General features: G+C 55.2%; 14 protein-coding genes and 3 rRNA genes. 3 read left to right on the plus strand and 14 right to left on the minus strand.

Annotation, left to right across the window (positions count from 1 at the left end; genetic code table 11):
• The gene (locus UL81_RS10940; RefSeq protein WP_035107452.1) at positions 1-1,167 is read right to left on the minus strand and encodes a sensor histidine kinase; all 1,167 of its coding nucleotides are present in this window, start codon (positions 1,165-1,167) and stop codon (positions 1-3) included.
• On the opposite strand from UL81_RS10940, the gene UL81_RS10945 reads away from it, so the two are divergent.
• On the plus strand, positions 1,166-1,720 hold the full coding sequence (locus UL81_RS10945) for a DUF2020 domain-containing protein (protein WP_035107454.1): 555 nt from the start codon (positions 1,166-1,168) through the stop codon (positions 1,718-1,720). The genes UL81_RS10940 and UL81_RS10945 overlap by 2 nt on opposite strands.
• On the opposite strand, the gene UL81_RS11975 is transcribed toward UL81_RS10945, so the two are convergent.
• Together UL81_RS11975 and UL81_RS10955 are read right to left on the minus strand one after the other, a co-directional pair.
• Positions 1,717-1,869 (minus strand): hypothetical protein, encoded by a 153-nt coding sequence (locus tag UL81_RS11975; RefSeq protein ID WP_035107456.1) that lies wholly within the window; start codon positions 1,867-1,869, stop codon positions 1,717-1,719. The genes UL81_RS10945 and UL81_RS11975 overlap by 4 nt on opposite strands.
• The gene (locus UL81_RS10955) at positions 1,862-2,560 is read right to left on the minus strand and encodes a class E sortase (RefSeq protein WP_081961625.1); all 699 of its coding nucleotides are present in this window, start codon (positions 2,558-2,560) and stop codon (positions 1,862-1,864) included. The genes UL81_RS11975 and UL81_RS10955 overlap by 8 nt, the downstream gene beginning before the upstream one ends.
• Positions 2,561-2,620: 60 nt before the next feature.
• Between UL81_RS10955 and yidC the strand changes: the two genes are divergently transcribed.
• Positions 2,621-3,586, plus strand: a complete 966-nt coding sequence (gene yidC / locus UL81_RS10960) for a membrane protein insertase YidC (protein WP_035107460.1) — start codon at positions 2,621-2,623, stop codon at positions 3,584-3,586.
• A gap of 15 nt (positions 3,587-3,601) precedes the next feature.
• Here the strand turns inward: yidC and UL81_RS10965 are convergent, their stop codons facing one another.
• The 5 genes from UL81_RS10965 to UL81_RS11980 form a co-directional block, all read right to left on the minus strand.
• Positions 3,602-4,210 (minus strand): TetR/AcrR family transcriptional regulator, encoded by a 609-nt coding sequence (locus UL81_RS10965; RefSeq protein ID WP_035107462.1) that lies wholly within the window; start codon positions 4,208-4,210, stop codon positions 3,602-3,604.
• Between the two features lie 69 nt (positions 4,211-4,279).
• The gene (locus UL81_RS10970) at positions 4,280-4,555 is read right to left on the minus strand and encodes a GlsB/YeaQ/YmgE family stress response membrane protein (RefSeq protein ID WP_035107464.1); all 276 of its coding nucleotides are present in this window, start codon (positions 4,553-4,555) and stop codon (positions 4,280-4,282) included.
• 240 nt (positions 4,556-4,795) lie between these two features.
• Positions 4,796-5,059: a GlsB/YeaQ/YmgE family stress response membrane protein gene (locus tag UL81_RS10975; RefSeq protein WP_035107466.1), complete on the minus strand. Its 264-nt coding sequence runs from the start codon at positions 5,057-5,059 to the stop codon at positions 4,796-4,798.
• Between the two features lie 253 nt (positions 5,060-5,312).
• Positions 5,313-6,233 carry a universal stress protein gene (locus UL81_RS10980; RefSeq protein ID WP_035107467.1) on the minus strand — a complete coding sequence of 307 codons (921 nt, stop codon included), beginning with the start codon at positions 6,231-6,233 and terminating at the stop codon, positions 5,313-5,315.
• Positions 6,234-6,275: 42 nt separating this feature from the next.
• On the minus strand, positions 6,276-6,419 hold the full coding sequence (locus tag UL81_RS11980; protein ID WP_169746061.1) for a hypothetical protein: 144 nt from the start codon (positions 6,417-6,419) through the stop codon (positions 6,276-6,278).
• Here UL81_RS11980 and UL81_RS10985 point away from each other — a divergent pair.
• Positions 6,355-7,404, plus strand: coding sequence for a pseudouridine synthase (locus tag UL81_RS10985; RefSeq protein WP_035107468.1), 1,050 nt, complete (start codon positions 6,355-6,357; stop codon positions 7,402-7,404). The two genes, UL81_RS11980 and UL81_RS10985, sit on opposite strands and share 65 nt — an antisense overlap.
• Positions 7,405-7,885: 481 nt before the next feature.
• Here the strand turns inward: UL81_RS10985 and rrf are convergent.
• The 6 genes from rrf to UL81_RS11015 all read right to left on the minus strand — a co-directional run bounded on the left by rrf (position 7,886) and on the right by UL81_RS11015 (position 16,034).
• Positions 7,886-8,005, minus strand: a 5S ribosomal RNA gene (gene rrf, locus UL81_RS10990).
• Positions 8,006-8,155: 150 nt separating this feature from the next.
• Positions 8,156-11,228: ribosomal RNA gene (locus UL81_RS10995) — 23S ribosomal RNA — on the minus strand.
• A 457-nt stretch (positions 11,229-11,685) separates the two neighbouring features.
• Positions 11,686-13,208 (minus strand): 16S ribosomal RNA (locus UL81_RS11000).
• The 16S, 23S and 5S rRNA genes sit together here, the layout of an rRNA operon.
• A 602-nt stretch (positions 13,209-13,810) precedes the next feature.
• Complete coding sequence (locus UL81_RS11005) at positions 13,811-14,836, minus strand: hypothetical protein (RefSeq protein ID WP_035106190.1); 1,026 nt, start codon at positions 14,834-14,836, stop codon at positions 13,811-13,813.
• The gene (locus UL81_RS11010; protein WP_236684477.1) at positions 14,827-15,663 is read right to left on the minus strand and encodes an ATP-binding cassette domain-containing protein; all 837 of its coding nucleotides are present in this window, start codon (positions 15,661-15,663) and stop codon (positions 14,827-14,829) included. The genes UL81_RS11005 and UL81_RS11010 overlap by 10 nt, the downstream gene beginning before the upstream one ends.
• Positions 15,660-16,034: a GntR family transcriptional regulator gene (locus UL81_RS11015; RefSeq protein ID WP_035106189.1), complete on the minus strand. Its 375-nt coding sequence runs from the start codon at positions 16,032-16,034 to the stop codon at positions 15,660-15,662. Before UL81_RS11015 ends, UL81_RS11010 begins: the two co-directional genes overlap by 4 nt.
• Positions 16,035-16,205 lie beyond the last annotated feature (171 nt).

Genomic DNA, 16,205 nt, shown 5'->3' on the forward strand with positions numbered 1-16,205 from the left:
TTAATCTACATGGTTCTCCAGCGGCATACTAACGGATAGTGCCGTGCCACTTCCCGGTGTCGACTCCACCACAAGTTCACCGCCAAGTTCCTGCGCACGCCGGCGCATCGCACTTAAGCCAATATGGCCCAGCCCGGCAGGCTGTTCTTCCACTGCCGCAGCATCAAAGCCCTGGCCATTGTCGACGACATCGACACGCACCTCGCCCGGCTCATAGGTAATGGTCACCCGGGCGCGTGTGGCTTGCGAATGCTTGACGACATTACCCACCGCCCCCTGCGCAATACGCAACAGCGCAGCCTCCACTTTCATCGGCAGCTGCACCACGTCGCCCTCGGCATCGACCTCAATATCGATGTCCGCGGTGTGGCCGAAGTTCTTCGCCATGCGCTGCATAGCGCCCTCCAGGGAGGTCTCTGCCAGTGCTGCCGGCTGCAGTGCGGCAATCATTGCGCGGGCTTCCTGCAGATTGTCAGAGGCCGTCGTACGGGCTAATTCGATACGCTCCCGGGCCTTGTCCGGGTCCTCAGAATCCAAGTCGCGGTCCGCGGCGTGCAACAGCATCTGAATCGAGGACAAACCCTGCGCCAGAGTGTCGTGAATTTCATGGGCGATGCGCTGACGCTCTGCAATCATGCCAGCACCTCGTTCGGTTTCAGCCAACTGCGAACGGGTCGCCACCAGCTCACGGTTCATCTGCGACATCGTCCGGAAAGCGTAATCAATCGCGATGGTCACCAGCGCAGAAACCGCCGGGCCCATGACACCGCCGAAGGTCAGACCGTTGGGTACCTGCATCATGATGGTGCCGCCGGTGGCCAAAATAATCGCGGCCACACCAAAGACTGGACCGAGCACATACAAATACAAAAAGAACAGCGCGAAGACCAGATACATGCCCGCCGGGGCGATGAACATGTCCGCGACCCAAATGATCGTGAGAATGGCCACCCACCCCCACCGGGCAACCCGCGGCATGGTTTCGACATACATCGAGCCAGCAAAGTAGACCACCGCGAAAGCGGTGAGCAAGAAGAGGTTAATAACCGCCAGACTGGGCTCTAGCTGCACCGTAGTGAAAATTGCCACCACCAACAGAATTGCGGTCAGCACATGGATGCCGTTACGCAGGGCATCGTTTTCTGGCTCGTCTAATCTGGAGGTCATGCGCAAAATCCTACTGCTTGGCGCGGTCCTGGCAATCAGCGGCTGCACCGCCTCCCCCGAGCAAGCACCCGAGACTGGCTCCGAAGCACAACCTGATACTGAAACGGCAGCATCCGCCCCGGCCGACACTGGCGATGGCCTGCCCGTCGAGCAGACCGCCGAGGTCACCGATTGGGAGACCTGCCCTTACCTCGATGACCAGTGGCTGGCGGAGGCGAATGGGCAAAGGGTGACCCAGGTGGGCATCGATAAGCGCTTTAGCACCCCGGCGTGCGTGTATTGGTCCTACCCGGAGGACCCGCAGGCCACCATCATCGTGCGCGATATGCCGAGTGTGGAAGATGCCCGTGCGGCGGTAGATTGGGCAGCGCCTATCGATGCCACCGAGCTCGCCGAGCAAGGCGAATGGTCCGGCGGCCGTGGCGTTATCGATGGTCATGCGGTCTATGCCGTGGCCAAAGACACCCACGCGGTGCTGGTCTGGTCGAATCAGGAACAGACCGTAAAGTCCGAAACCATCGCGACCGAGGTCATTGCCAACTTAGGGCTTTAAACCGCAACGTCGGTGTACGGCATCTGCATAGATACCCAGGGGAAGACGACTTCCATCAGCAGGAAGAAGACGGCCACTGCCAGGGCAATGGCGAGGATTGCCTTGACCGGGGTGGGGCCAGGCAGCAGGTTCCAGAGAGCTTTATACATTGACTTCCTCCAATGCTGCGGGGCGTCCTTCGGACTTCGGCTGGCTGTCAGTTTCCAAGGCGTGGACAATCATGCGCTCGGCGTTGGAAAACTGCGGGTGGCAGGTAGTTAAGGTTAAAAGTCCCCTGCTTGGCGATGCCTCCGTCCCCGGCACCGGCGCAATCACTCCAATATCTCCTGGGGTCGTGATGTGACGGCCCACCAGGTGCGCGTACTCGCCCTCGGTCTGCATGCAGTCGGCCGGGACACCATCGATAGGCAGCACGCGGTAAGTAATCCACTCGGTACTGGTCTCGACGACGATGGCATCGCAGGTCTCCAGCTTGTCCAAGTCGTTGAAGGGCGCGCCCTTGCCGACGCGGTGACCTGCCACAGCGAAGTTGCCTTCCTCGCCGGGCATCTGCGAGTCGGTGTAGCGACCCGGACCGCGCAGGAGGTCCTCGTCATCGGTGCCCTCAAGAATAGCGAAGTGATAATCCGAACCGAAGGTCGGGATGTACATCCGGGCAAAGGCCTCACCGAGTTCGGGCTGCAGCTGGCCACGCGGGTTCTCCCACTTTTCTTCCAGCCGCTCATTTGCCTGGTCTTGCAACTTTCCGGCTTCCAGGTTGGTCCAGTAGGACTCATAGAAAGCGAATAACAACAACACCACACCAATGGTGAGAAGAAGCTCACCAATCACCCTACTCATAGATTTCACTCTAATAGTTGTACTGTTTAAGTGCCCCATCCGCGCATTCGAAGAGGCAACATGCTCGAAATTTTTATGTACCCGGTCTCCGGAATCATGAAGCTGTGGCACATGCTGACCCAGTCCTTCGTTAATGATTCTTTGGCCTGGCTCATTACCATCGTCTTGCTCGTGCTGACCGTTCGCACGCTGGTCGCCCCGCTGAACTGGGTGTCTGTGCGTTCGGGCCGCATTGGTGCGCTGCTGCGTCCGCGCATCGTGAAGTTTGATGAACGCGAGCAAGCCGCCGAAACCCCGAAAGAGATGGCCGACATACTCCGGGAAAAGAATGCGCTGTTTAAGGAGTACAACTACCGGCCCCTGGTCGGCTGTTTGCCTATCTTTATCACCTTGCCGGTGCTGATTGGTCTCTACCAGCTGCTCATCCGCATGGCGCGTACGGATATGCCGGATAACTACGGGCTGCTTAACGACGAAGAAGTCGCCGCCTTCCGCGCCACCATCTTCCAGGACATTCCGATTACGGACTTCGCGAAGGACCACACGGACCTCGTGATTCCACTCCTGGTTGCTGCACTTCTGTTTACCGTGGCCACCAGTGCCATCTCGGTGTACCGCTCCTACCTGACGATGCAGTTCGACAAAAAGGTCAACCGTCGCGTCTTCTGGTTCACCCTCGCACTGTTGTTCCTGATTCCTATCTTGCTGTGGAACATTGCGTTTTCTGGCCCCATCCCCGTGGCCATCATTCTCTACTGGGGTTGTACGTACCTCTACACGCTGCTGCAGACCATTACCTTCGAGGTCATTTTGCGCAAGCGCTACCCACTGCCCGAAGAAGTCCACGAGCTGCGCCGCGAATCCATCCGCAAGTGGCGCGCCAAGATTAAGCCAGAAAAGGCGACCCCCGAAGAGCGCAAGGCGCTATCTCGCCTGCGCGTGGATGCCAACAAGATCCTGCGCGAGGAAAAGAAAAATAACCCTAACCCGCAGCCCAAACCGGACACCGATTCGGACGAGAGCTAGGGAACTAAAAAGTACCTAAATTGCGTAGTCAGCTGGTGGTGCGGACATCAGCTGCAGCGCCATATCGCGTGCCGTCTGCAGCGGGGCGACGGTGCGCTCCACCTGTGCGCCGGCCAGGCCACCGTCAAAGAAGATAAGCAGCTGGCTTGCCTGGGAAGTCGACGGATAACCGTTCTTCTCATTCAGCAACGCCGTCATCGTCGAGTGCATCCAATTGCGGTGCTCCAGACACGCTGCGACGATGCCCCGCTCGGCCTCAGTGTCGGGGCGTGGGTACTCGCCAGCGGCATTCAAAAAGTGCGAACCACGGAATTCCTTAGTCGGCTGGCCTTCAATCTCCTTATCGAAGAAAGCCAGCAGCTTCTTATCCGGGTCTTCGTACTTGTCCGCACGTGCTTCCCAGTCCGCGCGGTATTGCTCATCGAGCGCCTCTACGTAGGCAATCACGAGGGCGTCCTTCGAGCCGAAGAGGGAGTACAGCGAAGCCTTCGCCACGTCCGCTTCCCGCAGGATCCTATCGATGCCGATAACGCGGATTCCCTCGGTGGTAAACAGGTTGGTTGCGGACTCTAGTAGCCTGCTGCGGGGGCTAGGCCGGTTGCGGCGCGACTTCTTTGCTGCCACGAAAACTCTCCTCTAAACGACAATACCGGTACATCCATACAATATAGACAAACCGGTATGTACGCTAATTTAATTCTTTTTCGATTCGCTCTTACCAGTGACGGCTTCCACGAGGGGGAGCAAAATCACAGCACCTGCCGTGGCTGCCAACAGCGCGAAAATCCAATTACCGCCCGAGGTATCCACCCCAAACGCCCGCAGGATAGCGCCACCGATGAAGCCACCGAGCACACCAACGATCAGATTGGTGACCAGACCCTGGTGGCGATTGAAAAAGCGCTTCGCAATCCAGCCTGCCAGAAGCCCGATAACGATCGTTCCAAATATACCAAGTCCCAGCGTCATAAGCGCACTCCCCATAAGAATCGAGACATCAAATTACCTCGACTATGTTGCTCCGGAACACCCAAAACACCAGCAGTGTCCAACTTCTGTTACGAATAAAGCACCCAAACGTTAATATCTTTTAACTTTTCGCCCAGAGCCAAGGCCACACTACAAAGTCACGCAACCAGGCCACACAAAACGACAACACCGGCTCATCCGCTTGAGGGGATGAGCCGGTGTGTTCTCTAAATCAGTGCTTTAAGAGTTCGTCTTACCCTTGATTGCACCGACAATAGCCAGCAGGATTACTGCACCTGCGGTTGCTGCGATAAGGGCGAAAATCCAACCGCCGTCGGCGTCAGCACCGAAGGCAGAAGCAATAGCGCCACCAATCAGGCCACCGAGGACACCAACGATGAGGTTGGTAGCCAGACCGTGGTTACGGTCCATAATCTTCTCTGCTAGCCAGCCTGCAATAAGGCCAATAATGATCGAACCGAAGAGTCCAAGACCGAGTCCCATAATTTTACTCCTTGTGAGATTGCAACGTGTTTACTTGAACCATTTTGTCAGCAAAACCCTAAAATTACCAGGATCACTGGTCATCGTTACTAGACGCTCACCAGAACGTTAGACCAATGAGACCTCAGCAGTCACAAGATCTAGGTCTATCAGCACAACGCGAAGGGCGCTTCACGCAGACATTTAGACTTCATGGCACACCACAAAACCACAAGAACGCCCAGTAGAAATACTGGGCGTTCAAAGTAATGATTTACTCGGCAGACTCTTCCGAAGCGTCGTCAGAGTTCGGGCGAACGACCATCATCGGGCACGGCGAGGACTGCAGCAGTGCACGAGAGGTGGAGCCAAGGAGCATGCCCTTGAAGCCACCACGACCGTGAGAGCCGACAACCAACAGCTGTGCACCCTCGGAAGCCTCGGTCAGAGCACGGACCGGACGGTCGCGTGCAATAACCTTCTTGACCTCAACGTTCGGGTACTCGTTGACGAGATCCTCGAGACGCTCGTTGAGCAGTTCTGCCTGCTCCTTCTCCACGTCAGACCACTCAGCCTGTGCGGCAGCAAGGCCGGCCAGGGAAGCCTGAACCTGCATGTCCATCCAGGTGTGGACGGCGACCAGCTCAGCATCGCGGGCGTCAGCCTCTGCGAAAGCGTAAGCGGTTGCCTTCTGGGAGATTTCAGAGCCGTCAACGCCAACGACGACCGGGCCGTACTTGTTGACGTCGGTGATGTTGTTGTCTTCACGAACAACGACCACTGGGCAGTTTGCGTGTGCCACAACAGATGCGGACACGGAACCCATGACCATGCCGGACAGGCCACCCATACCGCGGGAGCCCATGACAATCATGGTGACGTCGTGCGACATCTCCAGCAGCATGTCGATCGGGGAGCCTTCAGCGATGGTGTGACCGATCTTCAGTTCTGGTGCGGTCTCGTGAGCAACTTTGCGAGCCTGCTCGATCTTCTCCAGAGTCTCCGACTGCAGATCGTCAAAGAGCTCCTTCGGCGGCACCATGCCCTCTGCGTAGAGGAACTGCGGCATGGTGTAGCTGGACGCGATTCGCAGGGGGATACCGCGCTTTACAGCGGTATTTGCGGCCCAACGGACGGCGTTGTCCGACGCCTCTGAGCCATCTACGGCGACTACGACAATGTCTTCCTTAGCCATGATTCATCCTTTCCAGTGGTTATACCCCAATTGTACGCTGGGTTAACCGATCTCGAAGGGCTTTGCAGCCTCAGCGTTGGCCGGGTATAGGATCTCGTAGAGAGCAACCAGGACGTCACGAATAACAGCGCCGATTCCATCCGAGAAAAACGCGATGACCGGCTCTAACAGAGAGTTCAAATCCATGAGGAATACAGTACCGCACAATCGCAAGGGGTACACCCCCTTACCGATTAAAAATGGTTTGAACGCCACCCGCGTTCGGGTGCCCGAATCCCACACCTATTCCAACATCACTGCTTGGGATTTCCTCACAGAGGTCATTACCGGTCAGCGCCACCGCCATCCCGATGACAACGACATGGCTCTCCAACAACGCTTCGACGATGGCGAAGTAGTTCTCCGCAACCGCACAACACTGCGTCCAGAATCACAACTTAAACCCGGCACCGATGTCTACTTCTACCGCATTCCCGCCCCCGAAAAGCCCGTGCCCTACGACATCACCATCGTCTACGAAGACGACAACATCCTCGTTGCCGACAAGCCGCCGTTCATGGCAACCATGCCCAGGGCACGCCACATCGTCCAAACAGCCACCGTCCAACTACGACGTACCACCGGCATCGACGACCTGTCCCCGGCGCACCGCCTCGACCGCCTCACCTCCGGCCTTCTACTCTTCACCAAGAAGCGTGGCATCCGGGGCGCGTACCAAACTCTCTTCGCCAACCGCGAAGTCAGCAAGACTTACACAGCCATCGCTCCATACAAGGAATTCGAAACCCCACTCACGTGGCACTCCCGAATGGAAAAGACCCCCGGCGAAATCCAGGGAAGAATCGTCGAAGGCGAACCCAACGCCATCACCGATCTAGTGACCGTCGAAAAAATCGACGGTACCCCTTACGAAGCCATTCACGGCCAACAACCCCAGCTAGCGAAGTACATACTCAAACCACACACCGGCAAGACCCACCAACTTCGCCTCCACATGTGGCAAGCCGGCGTCCCCATCCTCGGCGACCCCGTCTACCCCACCATCTTCCCGGAAGAAGCCGAAGACATGGGTATCCCCATGCATCTCACCGCAACCGAATTATCGTTCAAAGACCCGCTGACCGGGAAGAACACGTTATTTACGTGTGACAGCCAACTGTTTAACAACTAAATAATAAGCCAACATGACTACGGGTTGTTTTGCTTAAAATACAACTCAAATCAAACACACTCTGTTCCCCGGGTGAGATGGCAACTGTGTAAAACGGCAAATCGATTTCAACCCACTAAAGCCAAACCAGAAAAGACGGATACTAAACCGCCCACCAGAAATCTTAGAATTCATCGTCATTATGCCGCCGCCAACGCCTATGTAGGACGCCTGATCTTAAACATTAAGGCGAACATGAACTACAGACTTTAAAGTCACTGTGCCTTTAACAACTCAGCCATAAGGCCGAATCCGATTACCGTAAGTGAAAGTTCCTGACAACTCATGCCAATCCCAGGACCCTAAAGTCCAAGGATTCGTCGGGAACTTGCACAGTACGGTCAGCAATCTGGGTCTAAAACTGCGAAAAGAGGCAGACGGCTTTAGTCTCTAGGACTAGGCCGGCTGCCTCTTGAGTGTATTGAGTTATGTGTGTGTTTAGTGTCGGCGGTAACTTACTCTCCCACACCCTCCCGAGTGCAGTACCATCAGCGCGACGCAGGCTTAGCTTCCGGGTTCGGAATGGGTACCGGGCGTTTCCCTGCCGCTATGAACCACCGACAAACTTCTGAGACATCCTAGTCTCGCACCCTTGTGTTGGGTGTTGTGTCAGATACTGCATAGTGGACGCGACAACCATGAACCCTTGAATGGTTACAGACGATTGTTATCTTGTTTTGTTTGTTTACCTTCGCATGTAGGTTGGGTGTTTTGGTGTTTGTTTTGGTCTATTAGTACCAGTAAACTACACAGCTTGCGCTGCTTCCATATCTGGCCTATCAACCCCATAGTCTTTAGGGGACCTCAAATGAAACCTCATCTTAAAACAGGCTTCCCGCTTAGATGCTTTCAGCGGTTATCCCTTCCGTACGTAGCCAACCAGCCATGCCACGGGCGTGACAACTGGCACACTAGAGGTACGTCCGTCCCGGTCCTCTCGTACTAGGGACAGCCTTTTTCAAGTTTCAACGCGCGCGGCGGATAGAGACCGAACTGTCTCACGACGTTCTGAACCCAGCTCGCGTGCCGCTTTAATGGGCGAACAGCCCAACCCTTGGGACCTACTCCAGCCCCAGGATGCGACGAGCCGACATCGAGGTGCCAAACCATCCCGTCGATATGGACTCTTGGGGAAGATCAGCCTGTTATCCCCGGGGTACCTTTTATCCGTTGAGCGACACCACATCCACAAGTAGGTGCCGGATCACTAGTCCCGACTTTCGTCCCTGCTCGACTTGTAAGTCTCACAGTCAAGCTCCCTTGTGCACTTACACTCACCACCTGATTGCCAACCAGGCTGAGGGAACCTTTGGGCGCCTCCGTTACATTTTGGGAGGCAACCGCCCCAGTTAAACTACCCACCAGGCACTGTCCCCAACCCAGATCATGGGCCAAGGTTAAGGTGCTCAATCCGATCAGAGTGGTATTTCAACAACGACTCCACCACCACTAGCGTGATAGTTTCATAGTCTCCCACCTATCCTACACAAACCGAACCAAACACCAATACCAAGCTATAGTGAAGGTCCCGGGGTCTTTTCGTCCTGCCGCGCGTAACGAGCATCTTTACTCGTAGTGCAATTTCACCGGGCCTGTGGTTGAGACAGCAGAGAAGTCGTTACGCCATTCGTGCAGGTCGGAACTTACCCGACAAGGAATTTCGCTACCTTAGGATGGTTATAGTTACCACCGCCGTTTACTGGGGCTTAAATTCTCAGCTTCGCCACAAAGTGACTAACCGGTCCTCTTAACCTTCCAGCACCGGGCAGGCGTCAGTCCATATACATCAACTTAAAAGTCTTCGCATGGACCTGTGTTTTTGATAAACAGTCGCTTCTCTCTATTCTCTGCGACCCCACAACGCAACAACTACCGAATGGTAGAGCACGTCGTGTGGTCCCCCTTCTCCCGAAGTTACGGGGGCATTTTGCCGAGTTCCTTAACCACAGTTCACCCGAACGCCTTAGTATKTTCAACCTGACTACCTGTGTCGGTTTAGGGTACGGGCCATATACACACATCGCTAGAGGCTTTTCTTGACAGTACAGGATCACCAACTTCRCYCSCATRGRGCTACGCRTCACGCCTCGATGTCATGTGGTGCGGATTTACCTACACCACCATCTGCACGCTTACACCAACAATCCAATAAGTGGCATGGCTACCAACCTGTGTCACCCCATCGCTTGAACCACACATCAGGCCCCACGACATCAACCACAACATCACTCAAAGAGTGATACTAARGTATCCGCGGTGGTTAGTATCAGTGCTTTATCAGGGGCGCGTGTATACGGGTACCAGAATATCAACTGGTTGTCCATCGACTACGCCTGTCGGCCTCGCCTTAGGTCCCGACTCACCCTGGGAAGACGAACTTGACCCAGGAACCCTTAGTCATCCGGCGGTAAGGATTCTCACCTTACAATTCGTTACTCATGCCTGCATTCTCACTCGCACACACTCCACGCCTCCTCACGGTAACGCTTCAACGCATGTACGACGCTCCCCTACCCAACAACAAAAGTTGTTGCCGCGGCTTCGGCGGTGTGCTTGAGCCCCACTACATTGTCGGCGCAGAACCACTCGACCAGTGAGCTATTACGCACTCTTTCAAGGATGGCTGCTTCTAAGCCAACCTCCTGGCTGTCTTCGCGATCCCACATCCTTTTCCACTTAGCACACCCTTAGGGGCCTTAACCGGCGATCTGGGCTGTTTCCCTTTCGACTATGAAGCTTATCCCCCACAGTCTCACTGCCGTAGAACACAAATTAGTGGCATTCGGAGTTTGGCTGATGTTGCTAAGATTGTAGTCCCGCTCAACCAACCAGTCGCTCTACCTCCACCAAGCTACTACGACGCTGCACCTAAATGCATTTCGGGGAGAACCAGCTATCACGGAGTTTGATTGGCCTTTCACCCCTACCCACAACTCATCCCCGCAGTTTTCAACCTACGTGGGTTCGCGCCTCCACGACGTCTTACCATCGCTTCACACTGGCCATGGGTAGATCACCCCGCTTCGGGTCCAGGACATGCCACTAAYWACACCCCATTAGGATTCGGTTTCCCTACGGCTACCCCACACGGGTTAACCTCGCGACATGCCGCTGACTCGCAGGCTCATTCTTCAAAAGGCACGCCATCAGCCACAAAAGRGCCTCTGACGGATTGTAAGCACATGGTTTCAGGAACTATTTCACTCCCCTCCCGGGGTACTTTTCACCATTCCCTCACGGTACTATCCACTATCGGTCAGTATAAGTATTTAGGCTTACCGGGTGGTCCCGGCAGATTCACAGCAGATTCCACGAGCCCGCTGCTACTCGGGCAACCCAACAACCAGTATGCATTAGCCTTCAACTACAGGACTCTCACCTTCTCCGGTAGACCATTCCAAGCCTTTTCATCTAACCAACACACAAACCAGCAACGCAGTGGTAGCTACGTAACATCAAGCGCCCACAACACCGCACACACAACCCCTACCAAGTATCACATGCATACGGTTTAGCCTCATCCACGTTCGCTCGCCGCTACTAGCAGAATCATTATTATTTTCTCTTCCTACGGGTACTAAGATGTTTCACTTCCCCGCGTCAACCCCCACACAGCTATGAATTCACCATGTAGTAACCACCCATAACGATGGCCAGGTTTCCCCATTCGGACATCCTCGGATCAACGCTTAATTGACAACTCCCCGAGGCTTAACGCAGCCTTTCACGTCCTTCATCGGCTCACACTGCCAAGGCATCCACCATGCGCCCTTTGTAACGAACACACAAAACACCTACAACAAAGAATAAACACAAAAAATAAACACCCAGAACAAACAAGCTCTGAGCATCTATAGAGATAAAATCACACAACCAACAACACATACATACTGCACGGCAACATGTAAATGKTGCTGGTCGATGCTCGCGTCCACTATACAGTTCTCACACAACACACCCACCAACCAAACAACCACCACCATGTACGTGGTTATCCGTGTTTGTGGGGTWACACAAGGAGCGATGATGCCCCAGACACCCAACAATGCACCAATACCGCCCAACTGACAAACAGTTGAACACTYTATTTCTTTKWATCGTTGTGGTCCGTGAGTGGACTTGTTTGTGTTTGTTGGTCTTGTGGTATGTCTCCACCCGATTAACTATGCGGTGGCAGTACCACGTGCGGGTACATCAACCAACCAATGCCCACAACTGTGRGACTTTTTTAATGCTCCTTAGAAAGGAGGTGATCCAGCCGCACCTTCCGGTACGGCTACCTTGTTACGACTTCGTCCCAATCGCCGATCCCACCTTCGACAGCTCCCTAAACGAGTTTGGGCCACTGGCTTCGGGTGTTACCAACTTTCATGACGTGACGGGCGGTGTGTACAAGGCCCGGGAACGTATTCACCGCAGCATTGCTGATCTGCGATTACTAGCGACTCCGACTTCATGGGGTCGAGTTGCAGACCCCAATCCGAACTAAGGCCGGCTTTCAGCGATTCGCTTAACCTCACAGTCTCGCTGCGCGTTGTACCGACCATTGTAGCATGTGTGAAGCCCTGGACATAAGGGGCATGATGATTTGACGTCATCCCCACCTTCCTCCGAGTTGACCCCGGCAGTCTCTCATGAGTCCCCACCACTACGTGCTGGCAACATAAGATAAGGGTTGCGCTCGTTGCGGGACTTAACCCAACATCTCACGACACGAGCTGACGACAACCATGCACCACCTGTGAACCAGCCACAAGGGAARCSAYATCTCTRYSGCGRTCTGGTACATGTCAAGCCCAGGTAAGGTTCTTCGCGTTGCATCGAATTAATCCACATGCTCCGCCGCTTGTGCGGGCCCCCGTCAATTCCTTTGAGTTTTAGCCTTGCGGCCGTACTCCCCAGGCGGGGCGCTTAATGCGTTAGCTACGGCACGAACCCCGTGGAAGGGACTCACACCTAGCGCCCACCGTTTACGGCATGGACTACCAGGGTATCTAATCCTGTTCGCTACCCATGCTTTCGCTCCTCAGCGTCAGTTACTGCCCAGAGACCTGCCTTCGCCATCGGTGTTCCTCCTGATATCTGCGCATTTCACCGCTACACCAGGAATTCCAGTCTCCCCTACAGCACTCAAGTTATGCCCGTATCGCCTGCACGCCCGAAGTTAAGCCCCGGGATTTCACAGACGACGCGACAAACCACCTACGAGCTCTTTACGCCCAGTAATTCCGGACAACGCTCGCACCCTACGTATTACCGCGGCTGCTGGCACGTAGTTAGCCGGTGCTTCTTATCCAGGTACCGTCACAAAACGCTTCGTCCCTGGCGAAAGGAGTTTACAACCCGAAGGCCGTCATCCCCCACGCGGCGTCGCTGCATCAGGCTTGCGCCCATTGTGCAATATTCCCCACTGCTGCCTCCCGTAGGAGTCTGGGCCGTATCTCAGTCCCAATGTGGCCGTACACCCTCTCAGGCCGGCTACCCGTCGACGCCTTGGTAGGCCATTACCCCACCAACAAGCTGATAGGCCGCAGGCTCATCCTACACCGAAAAAACTTTCCAACCATCACACCAAAGATGGCTCCTATCCGGTATTAGACCCAGTTTCCCAGGCTTATCCCGAAGTGCAGGGCAGATCACCCACGTGTTACTCACCCGTTCGCCACTCGAGTACCCCCAGCAAGCTGGGGGCCTTTCCGTTCGACTTGCATGTGTTAAGCACGCCGCCAGCGTTCGTCCTGAGCCAGGATCAAACTCTCCACAAAAAATCCACACACGAAAAGCAAAGCCTTCCGTGAATCAGAAAAATAAAGGCCGTGAAAAGCCCAAACCTAGACAAACAAACCAAACACGCAGAACACAAAGTGTTCTACATATACTGGCTTAAAAATTACTACATAAAGAATAAACTCGACCAGCCTCCTACCCGACGGGGTACAAGCAAGGCTGGCACATGACCTACTGATAAACAGTAAAACCCATGCTGGTTAACCCTTAGTATGTAGCCGGTAAAGAAAATTATTAATTCTATTTCAATGACACCCTCAAAACCGAAAGGCACCATCCGGCACACACCAACACCACCACCTATTGAAGTGATGGCACCAACACAAGTCCACCTACAGCAGACCACAACAAAAAATAAGTATTGGCACACTATTGAGTTCTCAAACATCATGACTACGCAAGGCCTGCACGCACAGTCGCGCACAACACTCTTACGAGTAATTTTTGGATTGTCAGTGCTGTTTTCCTCTCGCCGCTTCAGCCAGAAACTTTGTTTCTGTGGGGCGCTGTCGGTCGCGCTGACTCGTATAAAGTTACACACCGATCTGAAACTTTACAAATCTCCAGGTCGATACATGTTTTAGTCGGTTCCAAACCACGCACTAATACCGGGTTTGAAAGGCTCTTTAAGACGTACTTGCCACGCTACTGCGGGAACCCAGAGTAGATAGACGCCAGCGGCACCGAGAGTGAGGAGCGACTGCGAGTTAACGCGGTTGTGGAGAATGAATAGAGCGATGGCCACCGCAATCATGACGACTGCGACGAACCAGGTCTTCTTATTCGCCATCTCGAGCGAAATCATCGTTGCTGGGAAAAGCAGTGAGGCCATTACTAGCCACCAGGGCCACAACCCGGTGATGACGGCATAGAGCAACATCGCGACTGTTGTCATTGCGACGCCAGCTAGGGGTGCAAGCACAGCGGTCTTAGTCCAGTCTTTTCGGTTGCCGCCCATGGTGACGTAGTTGTGCAGGGAACCGACGTGTTCTTCGCCGAAGACAAAGACAATGAAGACGGCCGCCAAGATGATGAGCATCCCCGCGGCACCGATGGTTTCAATGATGTCGGTGACGCGATCGCTGAAGAGCCCGTCGGGGACAAGGGTGAGGGCACCAATAACGATGACTGCGAGCCAGGTACCGCTCCAGCTGCGAACTAGTGGCGCGAGTACGAGCTGGGCGCGCGGTGTCGGTGCCCAACGGCCGAAGTCGTCGCGCCCCGGGGAGTTCGCGCGTAAGCGCTTCTCCGCAGGTTCGGGGATTGGCCCTTTGTCCCGGGCGTCGTGGACGATGCGCCAGACCCAGGCAATCACGGGAAGGATGTAGGGCCACCAGGTTTCGTGTGCGAAGTAGGTCAGCCCACCTATAACCATGTAGGCCGTCGCAAGAATCGACGAATGCTTGCGCCAGGTCTGCGCGGGAACGCTGAAGGTCTGATACTTCTTTCCATCAGGCTGGGCACCACCGACAAGGCTTGCGAGGACGACACTAAAGAGTCCTCGGCCGAAGTTGTCGGTTGCAAGAAAGCTCAGGGCAGCGATGATGAGTGGGTTAAGTAGCAAGCTACTTGGCCCCATGAGGTTCCACATCTGTTTCAACGCCACTCACCACCTAGCGCTTCCACTGCTTGTTCCAGACCGACGTTGGCGGTGCGCAGGCCAGCGGCGTTGACGCGCTCGAAGAGTTCGGTGATGTCGGTGCTGCGGGCATCGACAAGTGCTTTGTCGCCCAAGGCGCTGCTGTCCCGGTGCAGGACTGGAAGGCTGAGGTCGCGGAGGAAGAGCGTGAGTTTATCCTCAGTGCCGGCGATTTCGACGACGGCGTCCAGGAGGTCGTCGACGGTGTGGAACATTGGGTTTTCGCCTAGCTGCAGCACGGTGTCGAGGTAGTCGGAGACCTCGGCGAGATGATGGGTGGAGATGACGATGGTGCGGCCGCGCTCCTCGCGGAGTACGTCGAAGAAGACCTGGCGGCGTTGGTGGTCGAGGCCGAGGTAAGGCTCATCGAGAAGCATGAGCTCGCAACCTGAGGCCACAGCCATGATGATGCCGGCGGCAGATTTCTGACCGCGGGACAGGCCACTGTAATTGGTCATGGGCAGCCCGAAACGCTCAATGAGCTCGTCGGCGCGCTGGTCGTTCCAGGTCTTCCAACGGGACTTACCTAGTTGGAAGAGCTTTTTCATATTCCAGCCTTCGGGGAGTGGGTTGTCGATGCCCATGAGGATGGTGCGGTCCATGACCTGCGAATTGTCGAAGGGCTGCTCGCCGTATACTTCCAGCCCAGTCGAGTCGTGCTGGCCGGCAATCATGCGCAGCAGCGTGGTCTTGCCAATGCCGTTGGGTCCGACCAGGCCGTGGACGAGGCCATCGTTAAGCGTGAAGCTCAAGGCAGGAGTGCGCAGCATCTCTAAGTTCTGAGCGTGAATCATTCGTAGAGTCCTCGGCTTTCGGCTACTCGGTTGATGAGGTCGTGGAGCTGTTCGCGGGAATAGCTCAGGCGGACGGCTTCATCGATAAGCGGTGCGACGTACTCGGCGGCAAAGTCGCCGCGGCGGCGCTCACGAATCTTCGCGGCGGCCCCCTCGGCAACAAACATGCCGATGCCACGTCGCTTATCCAGGATTTCTAGCTCCACCAGCAAGGTGAGTCCTTTGCGGGCGGTGGCCGGGTTGATGCTGTGGAAAGCAGCCAGCTCATTCGTCGACGGCGCGCGGTCGCCCTCAGCGAGGGTTCCATCGACGATGGAGTCCTCAATCAGGGCCGCGATCTGCCGAAAAAGTGGCTGCGTGGAGTTGTCCATGCATCCTCCCCCAGTTCAGTGTTGGTTTCGGCTTGGGAACTTCGTTAGTGGTTACTTGGTTCGTTACTTCAGTAACCAACCATAGTACCGACATCCTCACGCGGCAATAGCTGAAACCTAAAAAGAAATTACCTGGCCGTGACCTGGGAATATCTAAAAGTCGATCGACGT

This window comes from Corynebacterium camporealensis (genome assembly GCF_000980815.1).
Classification (GTDB): Bacteria; Actinomycetota; Actinomycetes; order Mycobacteriales; family Mycobacteriaceae; genus Corynebacterium; species Corynebacterium camporealense.

What these genes read in the sequence shown, in the direction of transcription:
- UL81_RS10945 (WP_035107454.1), top strand. Translation starts at nt 1,166, where the DNA reads ATGCGCAAAATCCTACTGCTTGGCGCGGTCCTGGCAATCAGCGGCTGC.
- UL81_RS10940 (WP_035107452.1), bottom strand. Translation starts at nt 1,167, where the DNA reads ATGACCTCCAGATTAGACGAGCCAGAAAACGATGCCCTGCGTAACGGC.
- UL81_RS11975 (WP_035107456.1), bottom strand. Translation starts at nt 1,869, where the DNA reads ATGTATAAAGCTCTCTGGAACCTGCTGCCTGGCCCCACCCCGGTCAAG.
- UL81_RS10955 (WP_081961625.1), bottom strand. Translation starts at nt 2,560, where the DNA reads ATGAGTAGGGTGATTGGTGAGCTTCTTCTCACCATTGGTGTGGTGTTG.
- yidC (WP_035107460.1), top strand. Translation starts at nt 2,621, where the DNA reads ATGCTCGAAATTTTTATGTACCCGGTCTCCGGAATCATGAAGCTGTGG.
- UL81_RS10970 (WP_035107464.1), bottom strand. Translation starts at nt 4,555, where the DNA reads ATGACGCTGGGACTTGGTATATTTGGAACGATCGTTATCGGGCTTCTG.
- UL81_RS10975 (WP_035107466.1), bottom strand. Translation starts at nt 5,059, where the DNA reads ATGGGACTCGGTCTTGGACTCTTCGGTTCGATCATTATTGGCCTTATT.
- UL81_RS10980 (WP_035107467.1), bottom strand. Translation starts at nt 6,233, where the DNA reads ATGGCTAAGGAAGACATTGTCGTAGTCGCCGTAGATGGCTCAGAGGCG.
- UL81_RS11980 (WP_169746061.1), bottom strand. Translation starts at nt 6,419, where the DNA reads ATGGATTTGAACTCTCTGTTAGAGCCGGTCATCGCGTTTTTCTCGGAT.
- UL81_RS11010 (WP_236684477.1), bottom strand. Translation starts at nt 15,663, where the DNA reads ATGATTCACGCTCAGAACTTAGAGATGCTGCGCACTCCTGCCTTGAGC.
- UL81_RS11015 (WP_035106189.1), bottom strand. Translation starts at nt 16,034, where the DNA reads ATGGACAACTCCACGCAGCCACTTTTTCGGCAGATCGCGGCCCTGATT.